Source organism: Roseovarius sp. E0-M6 (assembly GCF_037083845.1).
Lineage (GTDB): Bacteria > Pseudomonadota > Alphaproteobacteria > Rhodobacterales > Rhodobacteraceae > Roseovarius.
The window spans coordinates 110,264-126,555 of record NZ_JBAPLA010000002.1 but is presented as its reverse complement, the minus strand read 5'-3'; the positions used below and the strand labels follow the sequence as shown (position 1 = coordinate 126,555).

18 protein-coding genes and 1 pseudogene are annotated in these 16,292 nt (G+C 60.5%); 9 read left to right on the top strand and 10 right to left on the bottom strand.

Translation table 11 applies throughout. From position 1 onward, the window contains the following. Nucleotide 1: 1 nt before the first annotated feature. Nucleotides 2–670, bottom strand: coding sequence for a GntR family transcriptional regulator (locus V8359_RS07010; RefSeq protein WP_336428056.1), 669 nt, complete (start codon nt 668–670; stop codon nt 2–4). Nucleotides 671–822: 152 nt separating this feature from the next. Between V8359_RS07010 and V8359_RS07005 the strand changes: the two genes are divergently transcribed. From V8359_RS07005 to V8359_RS06965, 9 genes are all read left to right on the top strand, one after another. Beyond that, nucleotides 823–1,623 carry a transporter substrate-binding domain-containing protein gene (locus V8359_RS07005; protein ID WP_336428055.1) on the top strand — a complete coding sequence of 267 codons (801 nt, stop codon included), beginning with the start codon at nt 823–825 and terminating at the stop codon, nt 1,621–1,623. Between the two features lie 65 nt (nt 1,624–1,688). Next, nucleotides 1,689–2,351 (top strand): amino acid ABC transporter permease, encoded by a 663-nt coding sequence (locus V8359_RS07000; RefSeq protein WP_336428054.1) that lies wholly within the window; start codon nt 1,689–1,691, stop codon nt 2,349–2,351. A 10-nt stretch (nt 2,352–2,361) separates the two neighbouring features. Beyond that, nucleotides 2,362–3,024: an amino acid ABC transporter permease gene (locus tag V8359_RS06995; protein WP_336428053.1), complete on the top strand. Its 663-nt coding sequence runs from the start codon at nt 2,362–2,364 to the stop codon at nt 3,022–3,024. Beyond that, a complete protein-coding gene (locus V8359_RS06990) occupies nt 3,021–3,743 on the top strand; it encodes an amino acid ABC transporter ATP-binding protein (protein WP_336428052.1) in 723 nt (240 codons plus the stop codon). The genes V8359_RS06995 and V8359_RS06990 overlap by 4 nt, the downstream gene beginning before the upstream one ends. Before the next feature lie 90 nt (nt 3,744–3,833). Next, entirely contained in the window at nt 3,834–4,778 is a 945-nt protein-coding gene (locus V8359_RS06985; RefSeq protein WP_336428051.1) for a dihydrodipicolinate synthase family protein, read from the top strand. 105 nt (nt 4,779–4,883) lie between these two features. Beyond that, nucleotides 4,884–5,909: a trans-3-hydroxy-L-proline dehydratase gene (locus V8359_RS06980; protein ID WP_336428050.1), complete on the top strand. Its 1,026-nt coding sequence runs from the start codon at nt 4,884–4,886 to the stop codon at nt 5,907–5,909. Nucleotides 5,910–6,038: 129 nt separating this feature from the next. Then, a complete protein-coding gene (locus V8359_RS06975; protein ID WP_336428597.1) occupies nt 6,039–7,481 on the top strand; it encodes an aldehyde dehydrogenase (NADP(+)) in 1,443 nt (480 codons plus the stop codon). A 202-nt stretch (nt 7,482–7,683) separates the two neighbouring features. Further along, a complete protein-coding gene (locus V8359_RS06970; RefSeq protein WP_336428049.1) occupies nt 7,684–8,085 on the top strand; it encodes a (R)-mandelonitrile lyase in 402 nt (133 codons plus the stop codon). A 432-nt stretch (nt 8,086–8,517) separates the two neighbouring features. Continuing rightward, a complete protein-coding gene (locus tag V8359_RS06965) occupies nt 8,518–9,528 on the top strand; it encodes a calcium-binding protein (protein ID WP_336428048.1) in 1,011 nt (336 codons plus the stop codon). A 49-nt stretch (nt 9,529–9,577) separates the two neighbouring features. Here the strand turns inward: V8359_RS06965 and V8359_RS06960 are convergent, their stop codons facing one another. The 9 genes and pseudogenes from V8359_RS06960 to V8359_RS06925 form a co-directional block, all read right to left on the bottom strand. Further along, a complete protein-coding gene (locus tag V8359_RS06960) occupies nt 9,578–9,811 on the bottom strand; it encodes a hypothetical protein (RefSeq protein ID WP_336428047.1) in 234 nt (77 codons plus the stop codon). A 30-nt stretch (nt 9,812–9,841) separates the two neighbouring features. Then, a pseudogene (locus V8359_RS19320) lies at nt 9,842–9,919 on the bottom strand (hypothetical protein); the annotation flags it as partial. A 42-nt stretch (nt 9,920–9,961) separates the two neighbouring features. Further along, entirely contained in the window at nt 9,962–10,630 is a 669-nt protein-coding gene (locus V8359_RS06955) for an NnrU family protein (protein ID WP_336428046.1), read from the bottom strand. Between the two features lie 4 nt (nt 10,631–10,634). Continuing rightward, the gene (locus V8359_RS06950; RefSeq protein ID WP_336428045.1) at nt 10,635–11,822 is read right to left on the bottom strand and encodes an NnrS family protein; all 1,188 of its coding nucleotides are present in this window, start codon (nt 11,820–11,822) and stop codon (nt 10,635–10,637) included. 1 nt (nt 11,823) lies between these two features. Continuing rightward, a complete protein-coding gene (locus V8359_RS06945; RefSeq protein WP_336428044.1) occupies nt 11,824–12,072 on the bottom strand; it encodes an NnrT protein in 249 nt (82 codons plus the stop codon). After that, on the bottom strand, nt 12,069–12,248 hold the full coding sequence (locus tag V8359_RS06940) for a protein NnrT (protein WP_336428043.1): 180 nt from the start codon (nt 12,246–12,248) through the stop codon (nt 12,069–12,071). Before V8359_RS06940 ends, V8359_RS06945 begins: the two co-directional genes overlap by 4 nt. Before the next feature lies 1 nt (nt 12,249). Continuing rightward, a complete protein-coding gene (locus V8359_RS06935; protein WP_336428042.1) occupies nt 12,250–14,136 on the bottom strand; it encodes a nitric oxide reductase activation protein NorD in 1,887 nt (628 codons plus the stop codon). 5 nt (nt 14,137–14,141) lie between these two features. Further along, on the bottom strand, nt 14,142–14,936 hold the full coding sequence (locus V8359_RS06930; RefSeq protein ID WP_336428041.1) for a CbbQ/NirQ/NorQ/GpvN family protein: 795 nt from the start codon (nt 14,934–14,936) through the stop codon (nt 14,142–14,144). A 4-nt stretch (nt 14,937–14,940) separates the two neighbouring features. Further along, nucleotides 14,941–16,290, bottom strand: a complete 1,350-nt coding sequence (locus V8359_RS06925; RefSeq protein ID WP_336428040.1) for a cbb3-type cytochrome c oxidase subunit I — start codon at nt 16,288–16,290, stop codon at nt 14,941–14,943. Nucleotides 16,291–16,292 lie beyond the last annotated feature (2 nt).

Genomic DNA, 16,292 nt, shown 5'->3' with positions numbered 1-16,292 from the left:
TCTAGCTTGTCGGAGCATTTGGGAAGTGTTCGAGAAGCGAAAGCTTGGCGCCTTGGATGTGATCCCGCAACAACAGGCTGGCGCGATCGGCATCACCCGCCTCGCAGGCCTCAAGGATTGCAAGATGCTCGATTTCGGCCCGCTCCATTCCGTTGCTCATGACGAGTTGTGCGCGAATGTAGCGGTCGACGCGATCCATGGCGTTGTCTGTCACTTCAATGAAGTATCTGAGATTGCTCGCTCCATATAGGGTCTTGTGGAACACACGGTTGAGGTTGCCCCACTCCATTGGGTTGGGAGACGTCGAAAAGGCCATGCAGTGATTGCGGGCCTCAGCAAGGCATTCTTTGGACATTTCAGGAACCGCGTCTCGGAGAATCGCAGGCTCAAGAAGTGCGCGGAGATCGAATACCTCCGCTGCTTCATCGGCTGAAAGCCCGGCCACCACGGCGCCCTTGTATCGCTGTGTCTTTATGAGGCCATGTTCTTCGAGCCGCGAAATAGCCTCCCGCACAGGGATGCGGCTGGTGTTGAACATATTGGCGATCTCATCCTGACGAAGCGGCGCACCTTCGGGAATCTCGCCTTCGATGATGGCTTTGCGCAAAACATCAAAAACGATCGTCGAAGCCGATGCCGTTCTCGAGATGTCTACAGCCTTCAGCTTCATCTTGGATCATCCTCGGAGGCTTATCATGATCGCCTGTGTTGCTTCGACCACGAGAGAGCTGTGAATGCAACGTGGACATTGGATACAATATGGGATATTCTATTTTTATAAAATATAATAAGCAACGACCAACACCAACATGGAGAAAGACAATGCTTAAGAGGCTTTTGGGGATCGCCACGGCGTCCCTGTTGATGGCTGCACCAGCCACCGCGGACACACTGGACGAAGTCATTGATCGTGGCACATTGCGTTGCGGCGTCGTTCTGGATTTCCCGCCCATCGGCTATCGTGACGAAAACAACGAACCTGCTGGATTCGACGTTGAATATTGCAACGATCTTGCCGCCGCTCTCGAAGTGGATATGGAGCTTCTTCCGCTGACATGGTCCGAGCGCCTGCCGGTGATCGTGACCGGGCGCGCCGATGTTGTCTTCGGTGCCACATCCGATAGCCTGGCACGCGCCCGTACCGTGGGCTTTTCGATTCCCTATGCCATCTACTATGCGCAGGGCGTGGTAAATTCCGAGAGCGGGATCAAGTCATTTGAGGACATCCGCGGAAAACGTGTCGCGGCCGCTGTCGGAACTGTCCCCGAGCAAGAGTGGCTGAAGATCGCAGAGGAATGGGGTGAAGAGAACCTCTATCAAGGGTATCAGTCCGAGAATGAGGTCTTCCTCGCCGTGGCGCAGGGCAAGGCCGATATCGGTATCACCACCAATACGGCAGTGAAGCCTATCGCGGCGCAATACGACAATGTCGATCCTGGGCCCCGCATGCCCTGGACCACCGACTACACATCTGTCGTGGCCAAGCGGAAAGACGTGAGCTGGCTCAACTATCTGAACCTCTTTGTGACCCATCAGGTGCGCTCTGGCCGTTATCAAGAGCTTTGGGGTGCGTATGTGGGTGGAGAAGCGCCCGAACTTCGAATCCCCGGCGTTATGTACTGACCTGAGAGCCTTCAATTTTACCTCCGCCCGGATGACTGGGCGGAGGCGTTGCCGGGATCATCGCGATGTTCGACTACAACTTTCATTGGCGTCCGGTGATCCGCAGTCTGCCGGACTTGCTTGAGGCAAGTCTCTTGACCTTGCAGGTTGCAACCCTGTCGATGCTGATCGGCATCGTGATCGGGCTTGGACTGTCCGTCATACGGTTGAGAATGCGGGGGCCGCTATACTGGTTTGCCACCGCATGGATCGAATTGGCGCGCAACACTCCGGCGCTCTTTCAGCTATTCTTCTTTGGTTTTGGGCTGGGAGCATTGGGCTGGCATATGACGCCCTACATGATCGTTCTGTCAGGTCTTACCTTCAACAACGCAGGCTATCTGGCCGAGAATTTTCGAGGCGGCTTTCAGGCCGTCCCAGAGACACAGATGCGCGCGGCGCGTAGTCTGGGCATGAGCCTCTGGCAGACCTACACACGCATATTGGTGCCGCAAGTTCTGCGGATTGTTTATTATCCGATGACCAACCAACTGGTCTGGGCGGTGCTGATGTCGTCGCTGGGTATGCTGGTCGGGTTCCGTGAGCTGTCGGGAGAAACGCAGTTCTTCGCCAGTCGGACTTACCGGATATTTGAATATTTTGCAGTGACCGCCGTGATCTATTATGTGCTGGTGAAGCTGATCCTCCTGGCGTCGCGGCTGCTTGCCATGCGTCTTTTTAGATACTGAGGGGCGGATCATGGACACACCCATCAGCTTCTTCAGCGGTTTCGGACTACAGGACGTGCTTTTCATGGCCGAGGCCGCTTGGCGCACCCTGCTCATTTCGTTGATTTCGATCTCTCTAGGCACGCTTTTGGGGACGCTCTTTGGGTGGATGCTATACGAGGGGCGCATCTGGGCGACACTGTTCCTTGCACCGATCCTCGATGCTTTTCGCTCGGTGCCTCTGATCATCCAATTGGTTCTTTTCTATAATTTTGTGCCAATCATAGGTCTGAACCTTGATGCATTTCAGTCGGGTCTGGTGGTTCTGACGCTATACACGGCCTCGCTCGTGGCGAATGTGGCACGCGGGGGAATCGAGGCGGTTGGCACGCCTATGCGGCGGGCCGCGCGGTCGCTTGGCATGAGTTACTGGCAGGATTTGATTTATGTCGTCTTCCCCATAGGGGCCCGGGCGGTTTTCCCATCTTGGGTGGGGGTGGCTCTTGGTGTGCTCAAGGATAGCGCGCTTGTCTCGGTTCTAGGCTACGTCGAACTGCTTCGTGCGAGCCAGATACTGATGACACGCACGCAAGAACCGCTCCTGATAATCTCGATCGCGGGCGCGTTCTACTTTGCGCTTTCGTATCCAATCTCGCGCTACTCGGCCAAACTTGAGAAGAGGTGGTCCCAATGATCGAAATCACGGGTTTGCACAAGTATTTCGGTGCGTTGCACGTTCTGAAGGGCATCGACCTCACGGTGCAGAAGGGTGAAGTGCTGTCGGTGATTGGCGCATCAGGATCGGGCAAGTCCACATTGCTTTACTGCATCAATGGGCTTGAACCGATCCAGAAAGGAAAGGTCCTTGTTGATGACACGGATGTTCATGCCAAGCAGACCGACCTCAACACCTTGCGTCAGAGGATGGGCATGGTGTTTCAGCAATGGAACAGTTTCCCTCATTTGACCGCGTTGGAGAACGTGTCTCTGGCGCCTCGTTTGGTGAAGAAGAAGTCCAAGACGGAAGCCCGCGAGATCGCGTTGAAGCAACTAGAGCATGTCGGTCTGGGGGATAAAATCGACGCCTATCCCAGCGCCCTGTCCGGAGGGCAGCAGCAGCGCCTTGCCATTGCCAGGGCTTTGGCAATGGACCCACAGTATATGCTTTTTGATGAAGCGACCTCTGCGCTGGACCCGGAGCTTGTTGGAGAAGTCCTCGACACGATGCGGGTCTTGGCCGAGGAGGGCATGACGATGATCTGTGTCACCCACGAGATGGGGTTCTCAAGGGACGTCTCCGACCGGGTCGCCTATTTCCACGACGGCGTCATCGAAGAAATCGGTCCTCCCGAACAGATTTTCGGGGACGCTCATTCTGAAAAAACCCGCAAGTTTCTGGCCAAGGTGCGCTGAACCCCGATCAAGCGTCCCGGCTCTGGCCAAATGAAACAGCCTGATAAAAGTCGGGGCCGAACGCCATCGACAGTGAGAGAGGAGATCACCATGTCGTGCGAAGTGTTCACGGGCTGCATGCCTGCCCTGATGACCCCATGTTCCGATGATCGGAAACCCGATTACGACGCGCTTGTTCGCAAGGCGCAAGAATTGATCGGCGAAGGCATGTCAGCCGTCATTTATTGTGGCTCGATGGGCGACTGGCCGTTGCTAACCGATGATGAGCGCATGGAAGGTGTCTCTCGTCTGGTGAAGGCGGGTGTTCCGGTGGTTGTTGGCACAGGGGCCGTCAACACCCGTCAGGCGGTGGCCCATGCCGCCCATGCCGCGCGCGTCGGTGCGCTTGGGTTGATGGTGATCCCGCGGGTTTTGTCGCGCGGCTCCTCCGCCGAGGCGCAGCGCAACCATTTCAAGGCAGTCCTCGCGGCGGCCCCTGATCTTCCGTCCGTGATTTACAACAGTCCCTATTACGGCTTTGCCACCCGGGCGGACCTGTTCTTCGCGCTTCGCGCCGAGCACTCCAACCTTGTCGGCTTCAAGGAGTTCGGTGGTATCGACGATCTGCGTTACGCGGCCGAATACATCACGTCGCGGGACGAAAACGTCACCCTGATGATCGGAGTCGATACGGCGGTTTATCATGGGTTCGTGAATTGCGGGGCCACCGGTGCAATTACGGGCATTGGAAATGCCCTTCCCAAGGAGGTGCTGCTTCTCACCGAGCTTAGCGAGATGGCCGCGAAGGGCGATGCGCTGGCGCGTCGCCGCGCGCAGGAGCTAGAAGAGGCGTTGGGTGTGCTGTCGAGTTTCGACGAGGGGCCCGACCTTGTGCTGTATTACAAGCATCTCATGGTTTTGAACGGAGAAGAAGAATACCGCCTGCATTTCAACGAAACGGATGCCCTTTCGGACGCGCAGCGCCATTACATCGAGGCGCAGTATAGCCTGTTTCGCACATGGTTCGATGATTGGATCAGCCGGGAAGGGCTCTGACCATCATGCGCGTGATATTCGACAACGGTTCGGACCTGGGCCCGGACCGATCACCACGCGCGCGGCACCACACCTAGAGTTGGAACGTTAAGGAAGAGATCGGCCATGCGAAGCACGAAAACCATCCACGTCATTTCATGCCACGCCGAAGGCGAGGTGGGCGATGTCATCGTCGGGGGCGTCGCCCCTCCTCCGGGGCAGACGCTCTGGGAGCAGAGGAGCTTTATCGCCGAGGATCAGACCCTGCGCAATTTCGTTCTGAACGAGCCCCGCGGCGGCGTGTTTCGGCACGTAAACCTTCTTGTTCCGCCGGTAAGTGTCGAGGCAGATGCCGCCTTCATCATCATGGAGCCGGAAGACACCCCGCCAATGTCCGGATCGAATTCGATCTGTGTGGCCACGGTGCTGCTCGACTCCGGGATCGTGCCGATGACGGAGCCCGTCACCGAAATGCTACTCGAAGCACCCGGCGGCCTTGTTCGCGTGCGCGCAGCTTGCCGAAACGGCAAGGCCGAACAGATCAGCGTCCAGAATGTTCCGAGCTTCGCCGACAAGCTCGATGCGCATCTTGAGATCGAAGGGCTTGGCGCGCTCACCGTCGACACAGCCTATGGCGGTGACAGCTTCGTTGTCGTGGACGCCGCCGCGCTCGGATTCGACCTTGTGGAGGATGAAGCCGCCGATCTGGCCAGATTGGGGGTCAAGATAACGCAGGCGGCGAATGCACAACTCGGATTCAGCCATCCGGAGAATCCCGATTGGGATCACATTTCCTTCTGCGCATTCTGCGGGCCATTGACGCCGACGGAGACGGGTATCAGCGGACGATCCGCGGTGGCGATCCGCCCCGGAAAAATCGACCGATCGCCAACAGGAACGGCGGTATCCGCGCGCATGGCGTTGATGGCCGCCAAAAACCACTTGACGCTTGGCCAGACGTTCGAGGCGATCTCGATCATAGGCTCGACTTTCACCGGAAAGATCCTCAGCGAAACGCAAATGGCCGGGCGGCCGGCGATCATCCCCGAAATCACCGGACGCGGCTGGATTACTGGCATCCACCAACACTTGCTCGATCCCGATGACCCGTGGCCGGAGGGTTACAGGCTGAAAGATACCTGGGGCGTCTGACCGTTGGGCTGATGCCAAAGCCCGGTTCATGGATCGGGTCAAAAAGGACATAGAGGAAGGAAGATCACCGTGATTGGAAAACACCTTATCGCAGGCGACTGGACCGGAGGCGACGAAACGTTTTCGAACATGCCGGTAGAGGGCGCCCCCGCCCGGTTTGCCGTTGGCACCCCTGCGCATGTCGATCAGGCCGCGCGCGCTGCGGAAGCTGCTTTCGCATCTTATGCGGGCCTTTCCCGCACGGCTCGCGCGGCGTTTCTTCGCACCATCGCCGAGGAGATCGACGCACGGGGAGAGCGGATCACTTCGATTGGGACAAAAGAGACAGGGTTGCCCGCTGCCCGTCTTGAAGGGGAACGTGGCCGCACCACCGGACAACTCCGGCTCTTTGCCGATCACATCGAAAAGGGCGACTATCTGGACCGCCGTCATGATCCGGCCCTGCCCGACCGTCAGCCGGCACCGCGCCCCGAACTGCGGATGATGCAGCGCCCCATCGGTCCGGTGGCGGTGTTCGGGGCATCGAACTTTCCGCTGGCCTTTTCCACGGCTGGTGGCGACACGGCCAGCGCATTGGCCGCCGGTTGCCCTGTTGTCGTCAAGGGCCACGGCGCGCATCCCGGCACCGCCGAGATCGTGGCAGAGGCCATTCTGGCCGCGATCAAGGCGCATGATATACATCAGGGCGTCTTCTCACTGGTTCAGGGCGGAACCCGCGATGTGGGGCGAACGCTTGTGCAGCATCCGCTTGTTCGGGCGGTGGGCTTCACCGGTAGCCTTGCCGGCGGGCGTGCGCTTTATGATCTTTGCGCGGCCCGGCCGGACCCCATCCCGTTTTTCGGCGAACTGGGTTCGGTCAACCCGATGTTCCTTTTGCCTGAGGCCGTAAAAGCGCGCGGAAACGATATCGCAAGCGGTTGGGCCGCGTCCCTGACGATGGGGGCCGGACAGTTCTGCACCAACCCTGGCATCGCGATCTTACTTGCGGGCGAAGACGCCGATACCTTCACCAAAGCGGCGGTGGCGGCCCTCGATCCGGAGGCGGCACAGGTGATGCTCACGGATGGCATTGCGCAGGCTTATCGCGCCGGTCGTGACCGTGTCGCCGCCAGCAAAGGTGTGCAGGAGGTTTTGACATCGACCTGTGATACTCGGAATGCCACGCCCTATCTTTTCACAACCACAGGCAAGGCGTGGTTGGCGAACGAATATCTGGGTGAGGAAGTGTTCGGGCCTCTTGGCCTTATCGTGCATGTGACAGATGCAAGCGAAATGCGGCAGGTTGCGCAATCGCTGCAAGGGCAGCTCACCACAACGTTGCATATGGACGATGCCGATCTCGAAATGGCGCGCGGCCTTTTGCCCATTCTCGAGCGCAAGGCGGGCCGCGTGTTGGCCAACGGTTTCCCAACCGGTGTCGAGGTGTGCGATAGCATGGTTCATGGGGGGCCGTATCCAGCGAGCACGAATTTCGGACATACCTCGGTTGGCACATTGTCCATCCGCCGTTTCCTTCGCCCGGTCTGTTACCAAGGCATTCCCGACGCGCTTCTTCCCGACGATCTGAGGTGATCGGCGTGTGGGTTGCCCGCCTGAACGGCCATCCGCTGCTGTCGCTTCCCCAAGGGCCAAGGATGGTCATCCACAGGCAGTGGGCATTGCCACGAGTGCGGCAGCTACATTGCACCGGTTCGGGGAATATCGCGAAAAACGACCCCGCATTTGCAAGTCGCTCACTCTCAGGAATAGGATGGGAGCGACGGGAGGAAATTTAATGGACATCAAGAAAAATGGCTCACGGCCGTCGTCCGTGGCGTCGGCAGATTACTTTACCGGAACAGTCCGCATGGACCCTGTAATCGAAGCACCTGATCCGTCCCGCGTCCGGTCTGTCGTAGTAACCTTTGAGCCTGCGGCGCGAACCGCATGGCATACGCATCCACTTGGTCAAACACTCATCGTTCTGTCAGGAGTCGGGCTGGCGCAATCTTGGAACGGCCCGGTTCAGGAAATCCACCCCGGCGATACCGTTTGGTTTGAACCTGACGAGAAGCACTGGCACGGAGCCTCGCCAAATGTCGCCATGACGCATTTGGCAATTCAAGAAGCCTTGAACGGTTCGGCGGTGACTTGGCTCGAATACGTTTCAGATGAGCAGTACCCGGCATCGCAATAGCCCTGACGAAGGCAAGCCCTGACCGGTCGGTTGGCATAGAACTGTTTTCAGCAGAGTCGGCCCAAGTCGGATATTCCATTCACAGTCTGACACTGGACATCGGCCATCAAAGCGTGTCGCCGTTCGCGGATATCGTGTGGGAGCGAGGCCGGGCAGACGCGCGACATTTCCTGCTCTCGGTCAACCGTGCCGCCCTCCCTATAGAAGAGGTCGCGGACGGCCCAAGCACCAATGCTGCGGAGCAGCGACGGGTACACGGTTATGATGCTTATCGCGTTGGCCGTCTCTCATAATTCAAGAGACCAGCGCAGTCTTTTGCGCGTGCCTAGACTATCCTGCTTGTCAGCGAAGATTTCGGGACTGGCTCAATCTGAGCGATATTCATATACTATTACCGTGACGTTTTGCGTGTGGGGTTATGGGACAAGTGTGATGCTTATGATTTCGCTGATGGCGACCGCGTTGGTTGGGCTTAGCCTCTATGAGATTTTCGATGACGACGGGGACTCGGAAGATGCGCAAGTAAACCAAGTTGGACCTGACGACGGAAACGAGATTGACGGCACCTCTTTGAACGAGATCATTTTCGGTGGGCCGAGCGATCAGTCGATTGATGGCCAAGGTGGCAATGATACAATCGAGGGGCGGGGTGGCGACGACACGATCGTGACGGCTGCTGGTGACGACGGCATCCGGGGCGGTGAAGGGAATGACAGTATCGACGCCCTTGGCGGAAACGATTTGATCGAGGGAAATGACGGCGATGACACGCTACGCGCCGGCATCGGTGAAGATACAGTGCAAGCCGGCCCGGGCGATGACAGCCTTATGGGTTGGCGCGGTGCGGACGATCTCGATGGCGGCGCCGGAGACGACCTAATCTTTGGTGGCGATGATGATGATACGCTGACCGGTGGGCTGGGCGCGGATATCTTGTTCGGGCAGGAAGGCGATGATTTCATTCGTGACGATGAGGGCGCGGATTTGCTGTCCGGTGGGGATGGCAATGATACGCTCGATGCCATTGATGGCGTGACGGATGCACCTGATACACTCTTTGGCGGTTTGGGCGAAGACAGGTTGCGCGGCGACGCGGGTGACACGCTCAGCGGCGACGAGGGCTTTGATGTTTTCGAGGTGATCGTTGATCCGGCGGTAAGCGAGCCCGTGGTGATCACCGATCTTTTCGGGACGCGGCCGGAAGGTGAAACCACTTTCCCTGAGAATGGGCGGGTCATTTTTTCTGATGCGAACGGCGATTTCCTATCGGCCGATGCGTTGAGCGGGTCCAACGGCATTAACTTCTCTGAGCAGAGTGACGGAACCATGGTTCTGGTCAACAATCAGCCCGTGGTCTTTCTGCAGGATACCACGCTTGGCAGGCTCTTGAGTAACAGTGCGTGGATTGCCAACTTCCGTCTTGATGAGTTGGACCCCCTTTAACTTGGTGATGGTGTTGGCATCCCCGTTGTTTGGCGGGGATGCTTCACCCTCACACGAAGATAAAATTGTCGTTGTTTGAGATCGCGTTGTATGAATATTCGCTGGTATCTTCCGGTAAGATTGAGAAGCTCTGCCCAACCTTGCTGAACGAGGTTTTATAGCCATCGACATCCCCGCATACGCGGTAAATTTTCAAGTCGCTTCGGCTGGCAACACCATCGACATCGAGTTTTATCAAATCTGTGCCGGGGTCGAAATCTGTGATCAGCTCGTTGGCCACCATCTCTGATTGCCTGAATATTAAGGTGTCAGCACCCTCTCCGCCATATAGCCGGTCTCGTCCATCGCCCCCGAACAACGTACCATCATCACCGCGCCCAACGAGCTCGATGGGCCTCAGACGCCGTCCCCCCGGGCTGACGGCTTCGGCGGGTCACGTGGCGGGGACGCCGATGATCATGGGGTGCGCCCAGATGAGGGCCGCGTAGGCGGCTCCGCCGGCGGCAAGTCTCAGGAATAGGCCCGGCCATGATGCGGGCGCGTGCGCAAGCGGGGCCTGATGCACCGCGTTTTTCAGGGCGGCCCAGTTCGCGTGCCCCATCTCGCGCTGTTTGCGGCGGTCGATGAGCCATCCCCCGGCGAGCGCGAAAGCGCCCAGAACGCCAAACAGGATCACATGCGCGAGATCGCCGTTCGGCAACAGGTGAACGCCCGCCCAAAGCGCCAGCGCCAGAAGCACCGGATGACGGCACCATCGGGCGAGACCCGGCCGAGAGGGATCGAAGCGATCATTCCGCGCCCCACCGAACGAGAGCGGATTGGGCCGCGCGATGGCAAGCGCGAGGATCATGCAGACGGCCAGCATGCCCAGATGCGCGGCATGACGGTGCCATGGCATCTGGACCCAGAGCTGAACATACGGGGCCCGGCCCGCCGACCAGATCAACAAGGCAAGCATGCCCACCGAGAGTGCGGAATACCCAAGGGTAAAGCCGCGCGTGCCGATGATCGCGGTAACGCGCGATTTGACCGCCGGGCGCACGGGAACCGAATGGGTGAGGAAAAATGCCGCGAAGATCGCGGCGAAACCGGCCCATGACATTGACCTATCCTTTCCTTGACGGGCGCAGGAGCCGCGGGCCGTAGACCATCACGAAACCGCCGAAGGCCGCAAGCCATAGCAGCCCCGACACTTGTGTCAGCAGCGGCGCGACCTCTGTGCCAAGCCGCGCGACCGCCGCGCCGAAAATCGCAAGATAGATCGCCAGCGTGGACCGGTCGGCGTGCAGTGGGGCCCCCGTATGGCCCAGCGTCGCCCGTGTCATCACCGCGAGGGTCATCGCCCCGATCGCGCCGGTCATCCACAAATGCTGGGCCGCGGGAGCGGCCAGACCACCGGTGAGGATGGACGCCCCGAGTGCCAGCGCCCCGAGCGGGATGAACCCATAGGACACATGCAGCACCCAGACCAAAGGCTCCGCCCCGGTGCGGTGCCCCTGCCAGCGTGTCAGGCGCAAAAGGTGAAGCAGACCGAGAATGATCAGGCTAAGCCCCGACAGAGGCCGCTCGGGGGCGGCGATCCAAAGCGACAGGCAGGCGATGCTGATCAGCAGAACAGCCTTGTCAAGCCGCTGCATCGGCGGCGCGGGGCGGGCGTCATCGCCGCTCCGCGCCAGCCAGTTCCGGGTGAAGGACGGCACGATACGCCCGCCGATCACCGCGATCATCATCACCGCGCTGGCCACGCCAAGGCGCAGTCCGAGGCCCTGAGCGGCGTACCCTCCGCGTGCGGCCTCGACATGAAAGATCAGGTTCGCCACGGTAAAGACCCCGAGCAATCCCAGCACCATGAGGTTGCGCCAGTTCCGGCCTGCCACGATCTCGCGCAGGATCACCGCGCCGAGCACGAGGGGAAAGGCCAGATCTATCGCAGGGGCGAGCCAGCCGGGAATGGCCGCAGAGATCAGCACCGCGACGCGCCCGGCGCACCAGAGCGAGAAAAGTGCCGCGAGGCGCCATCCCACCAACGGCAACCGCCCGGTCCAGTTCGGAACGGCGGTCAGAAGAAACCCCGCCAACACCGCGCCGAGATAGCCAAAAAGAAAGGCATGCGCGTGCCATGATACGGGATCAAGCCGCGACGGGAGGTCGAAGCCTCCCGACAGCGTCACGATCCAGAGCACCATGGCGAGCGTGACCCAGAGCGCACCAAAAAGAAAGAAGGGCCTGAAGCCGAAACTCAGGACCGCCGGTCCCGTCCAAGCGCGCATCTGTTCGGCCGAGGATTGGGTCATGTCATACCTCCTGCTGTGTGGCCCGCGTCTCCGCCACCGTCATCAGGCGGCGGATGTGACGGGCGAATGCCCATGTCGCCGGGGCGCCGATCAGGCAGCCCAGTAGGATCGACCAACCAGCTGAGAGAATCGGACCGCCCACCCAGCTAAAGATCAGGGACGCAAAGAAGACGTTAACCGCCGCTGCGCCCGCACCGAACGGGTAGAGCGCCAGCGCGATGCGCCGGGTTGACCAGCCACCGCCGGTCATTTGCGCGACACCATGCGATGCACCACGTAAAGCGCGGCGATCAGGGCGAGGCTGCTGAGCGCGAACCAGAGCTCGGCTGTGGCGGATTGCGCTTGCGGGATCGGTCGATCAAAGCCCTTGGCAAGCGCGAGCGTCGGCGCGCTCATGAAAACGAAGAGAAGCAAAAGGCATCGCATATCAGGTCTCCTGTGTCAGGGTGCGGTATATGTCGGGCAGCGCGCGCGTGAGCCGGGCCGGTTGCGGCAGCAGGGTAAAGCCGCCGCGCCCGAAGATGCGGGCGAACCAATCTTGCCCGTCCTCGTCGATGATGACGCCGTGCAGGCTGTGGCCGGCCATGCGGGCCTCGCGGACGGCCATGTGACTGTCCTCGATCCCATGCTGGCCCTCGTAATGATCAAGGTCATTGGGTTTGCCGTCGGTCAGCACGATCAGCAGCTTGCGCGCGCTGGGCTGTGACGCCAATTGTGCGCTGACATGGCGGATCGCGGCGCCGAGGCGCGTGTAATGCCCGGGTTTCAGCGCGCCGATATTGGCTGTGATCTCGGGGCTCATCGGGGTGTCGAACCCCTTGCAGCGGGTGAGAAAGACCCGGTCGCGACGCAGCGAGGAAAAGCCCCAGATACCCAGCCGATCGCCTGCCGCGTCGATGCCAGCCGAAAGGGCCGCCATGGCCTCGCGGGCGACCTCGATCACCGATGTTTCGCCGATCGCGGCCTCGGTTGAGCGTGAGGTGTCAATGAGGAAGGCCACCGAAAGATCGCGTTCGGCCTGACGGGCGGATTGCCAGATTCGGTCGGAGCCGCGCCCGGTGGCCAGCATGTCGGCCTGCGCGGTCAGAAGCGCGTCGAGGTCAAGCTCGGCCCCGTCGATCTGACGCGGATGCAAGATGCGGCGCGGGCGCAGGGCTTCGAACTGACGGCGCACTTCGCGCACGCGACGTGGATCGGGGATGTAAGCCGTGCCGGAGTCGGTTCTGGCGGGCGCTTCCAAAACCCGGCAATGATCGTCCATGTAACAGCGGGCCCGGTGGTTCCATTCAGGATAAGTCTGCACCCCGGACAGCGCCTCGTGATCGGCGTCGGCGGGTGAGAGATCAAGGTGCAGGCGCAGGCGTGTCGCGGTCTTGCGATCATGTTTGGACAGGGTGATGCGATCCTGATCGTCCGCGGCCTTCTGGGCGTTCTCGTCATCGTCGTCGTCGACGCTGCGGTTGATGTTCATCGACTCGACCCACGAGAGGATGGCCTCGAAGCGGTGGATGATGAAGCTGTCCTTGCGGGTTTGCTGATCCTGATCCTTGCGTTCGCCGAGCTTTCTGTCGGTGCGGGCGGCGGTCGGCGGCGGGGCCGTGTGATCGGCCTCTTCTTCGGGGGCCGCGTTGCCTGTGCCGGGCGCGCTGAAGCGTAGCCAAATGGGAACAGGGGCAACGGGCATATAGCCGCGCGTCTTGGATGTGGTCAATGATACCGGGGTCTGGCCGCAAAGCTGATCCCTCACGGCCCGTTCAAGGGCGGCTTCCTGTGCGGGGCGGCCAAGGTCGGGGCGGGCCGCGGCACAGAGGCTGGCCATCTGAATGTAGGGATCGCGCAGGCCCGGACACAGCGCATAGGCGCGGTCGCAGGCGGCGGCGTTGGCACGAATTTGGGCGCAATCGTTGGCCGCGCCTTCGGGCGGCAGATCAAGGGCGCGCGGATCGCTCACAGCCGCGAGGGCGGTCAGCCAGAAATAGGCGGCGCGGTTCAGGCGTGCATCGGGAAAGGCCGCCAGAACAGGGGGCAGTGACAGACGTTCGCCATCGAATGCGGCGACCCATTCGCGGTCACGCTCGGCGCCCAACCGGTGGCGCACCGGGCGCCGGTGACGGACGAGGGTGGCAGGGGCTTCGGTGAGTTCGATGCCCGCCTGACCGCCAAGCGCGCGAAAGAGGACCGCAAGGCTGGGCCGGACCGAGGCGAGCGGCACGCCCGCCTCGGCATGATGTGTGCCGGCGGCCAGGCCGCTGGCCATGTCGTGCCAGAGGTTGCCGACCGTTTCCTCGGGTTCTATGAGATCGAGGAGGCGCATCGCGGTCACCCGTAGATTGTCGAGACGAGATCGCGCAGCGCCATGACTACATCGGGCTCGTCTGTGAGGGGTTGGATGATCGCGGTCTCCAGTGCCTGATCGACACCGGTGCCGCCCGCGATAAGCGTGGCCGCATAGATCAGGAGCCGGGTCGAGACCCCTTCTTCGAGATCCATACCCGACAGGGAGCGGATACGCGCCGCCAGCCGCACCAGCGGCGCGACACGCCCGGCATCAAGACCACTCTCGCGCGCCACGACGGCGATCTCGGTCTCTTCTTCGGGAAAGTCGAATGCCAGCGCCAGAAACCGTTGCCGGGTGGAGGGTTTGAGCCGCTTCAGCACGCTTTGGTAGCCGGGATTGTACGAGGCCACCAGCATGAAGCCGGGAGGGGCAATCAATTCTTCTCCGGTGCGGTCGATCATCAATGTTCGGCGCGTATCGGTCAGCGGGTGCAGCACGACCGTCACGTCCTTGCGGGCCTCGACCACCTCGTCGAGATAACATATCCCGCCTTCGCGCACCGCGCGGGTCAGCGGCCCGTCGACCCACACGGTCTCACCCCCCTTGAGCAGGTAACGCCCGATCAGGTCGGCGGCACTTAGGTCATCATGGCAGGCGACGGTATAGAGCGGCTTGCCCAGTTGTGCGGCCATGTGTTCGACAAAGCGAGTCTTGCCGCAGCCGGTCGGCCCCTTCAGCAGAAGGGGCAGACCTTTTTCGTGGGCCGTGTCGAACAGCGCGCATTCATGTGCGGTGGGCTGATAGAACGGCAGGCGGGCCAGGGTTGCTATGGTCATCGGATCACTCCCCTGCCACGGGATTGGCCGCGCCCGGTTTGATCACCTCGCGGCGGCGGACGACCAGTATCGCGTAGATATAGAGCAGCGCGCCGATCACCACGGCCGCCCCCGCACCAAAGCGCATCAGGTAGAAGACCGAAAGACCGTCCTGCACGTCCATGTAGTAGTCGCCCACCACGCGCTGCATATGCGTCTGGATGGTGCCCGCGAAGGTCAGCACGAAGGTCATGAAGGCCATGCCGCCGGTCATCAGCCAGAAGGACGCCATGTTCAGCACCTGATTATAGGGCGCGCGGCCCCGCAGCATCGGCATCGCATAGGTGAAGATCGCGAGGTTCAGCGCCACGTAGGCTCCGTAGAAGGCAAGGTGGCCGTGGGCTGCGGTGATTTGCGTGCCGTGGCTATAGAAGTTCACCCCGTGCAGCGTGTGCAGAAAGCCCCAGACGCCCGCGCCGAAGAACGCGACGGTGGAGGAACCCAGCGACCACAAGAGTGCCGCCTTGTTGGGATGGTTCTTGCGGCCTTTCCAGACCATGACGAAGGCAAAGGACATCATCAGGAAGAACGGGATCACCTCGAAGGTCGAGAAGATCGAGCCGACCCATTGCCAGTAACCCGGCAGACCGATCCAGTAGAAGTGGTGCCCGGTCCCGAGGATGCCCGAGAAAAGCGCCGTGGCGACGATGACATAAAGCCATTTCTCGACCACCTCGCGGTCCACCCCGGTCAGCTTCAAGAGCAGGAAGGCAAGGATTGCCGCCATAACCAGTTCCCAGGTCGCCTCGACCCAGAGATGGACGACGAACCACCAATACATCTTGTCGAGGCTGAGGTTGTCGGGGTTGATGAAGGCAAAGATCCAGAGCAGCGACAACAGCCACATCCCCATCAGCAGGACGTTTGTGATCGCGGTCTTCTTGCCCGCCAGCACCGTCATGGAGATGTTGAGCAGAAAGATCAGTGCGGCAACGAGAATGCCAAACTTGACCCAGAGGGGCTGTTCGAGAAACTCGCGCCCGCCGTGGATGCCCACGAGGTAGGAGCCGACCGCCCCGAGCGTGCCGACAACAAGAATGATCAACTGGAGATAGGCCAGTTTCGGCGACCATATCTCCCGCTCCGATTCCTCGGGGATGAGGAAATAGGCGGCTCCGAAAAAGCCCAGCAACAGCCAGACGATCAGGGCGTTGGTGTGGATCATGCGGATGATGTTGAACGGCAGGATCTCGGCCAGAAAATTCGGCGAGACATAGACCCAGCCCGCCAGCAGCCCGCCCAGTACCTGAATGCCGAAGAGGGCGATGGCGCAGACGAAATAATAAAGGGCGACTTTTTGTGATTGGTATTTCATTG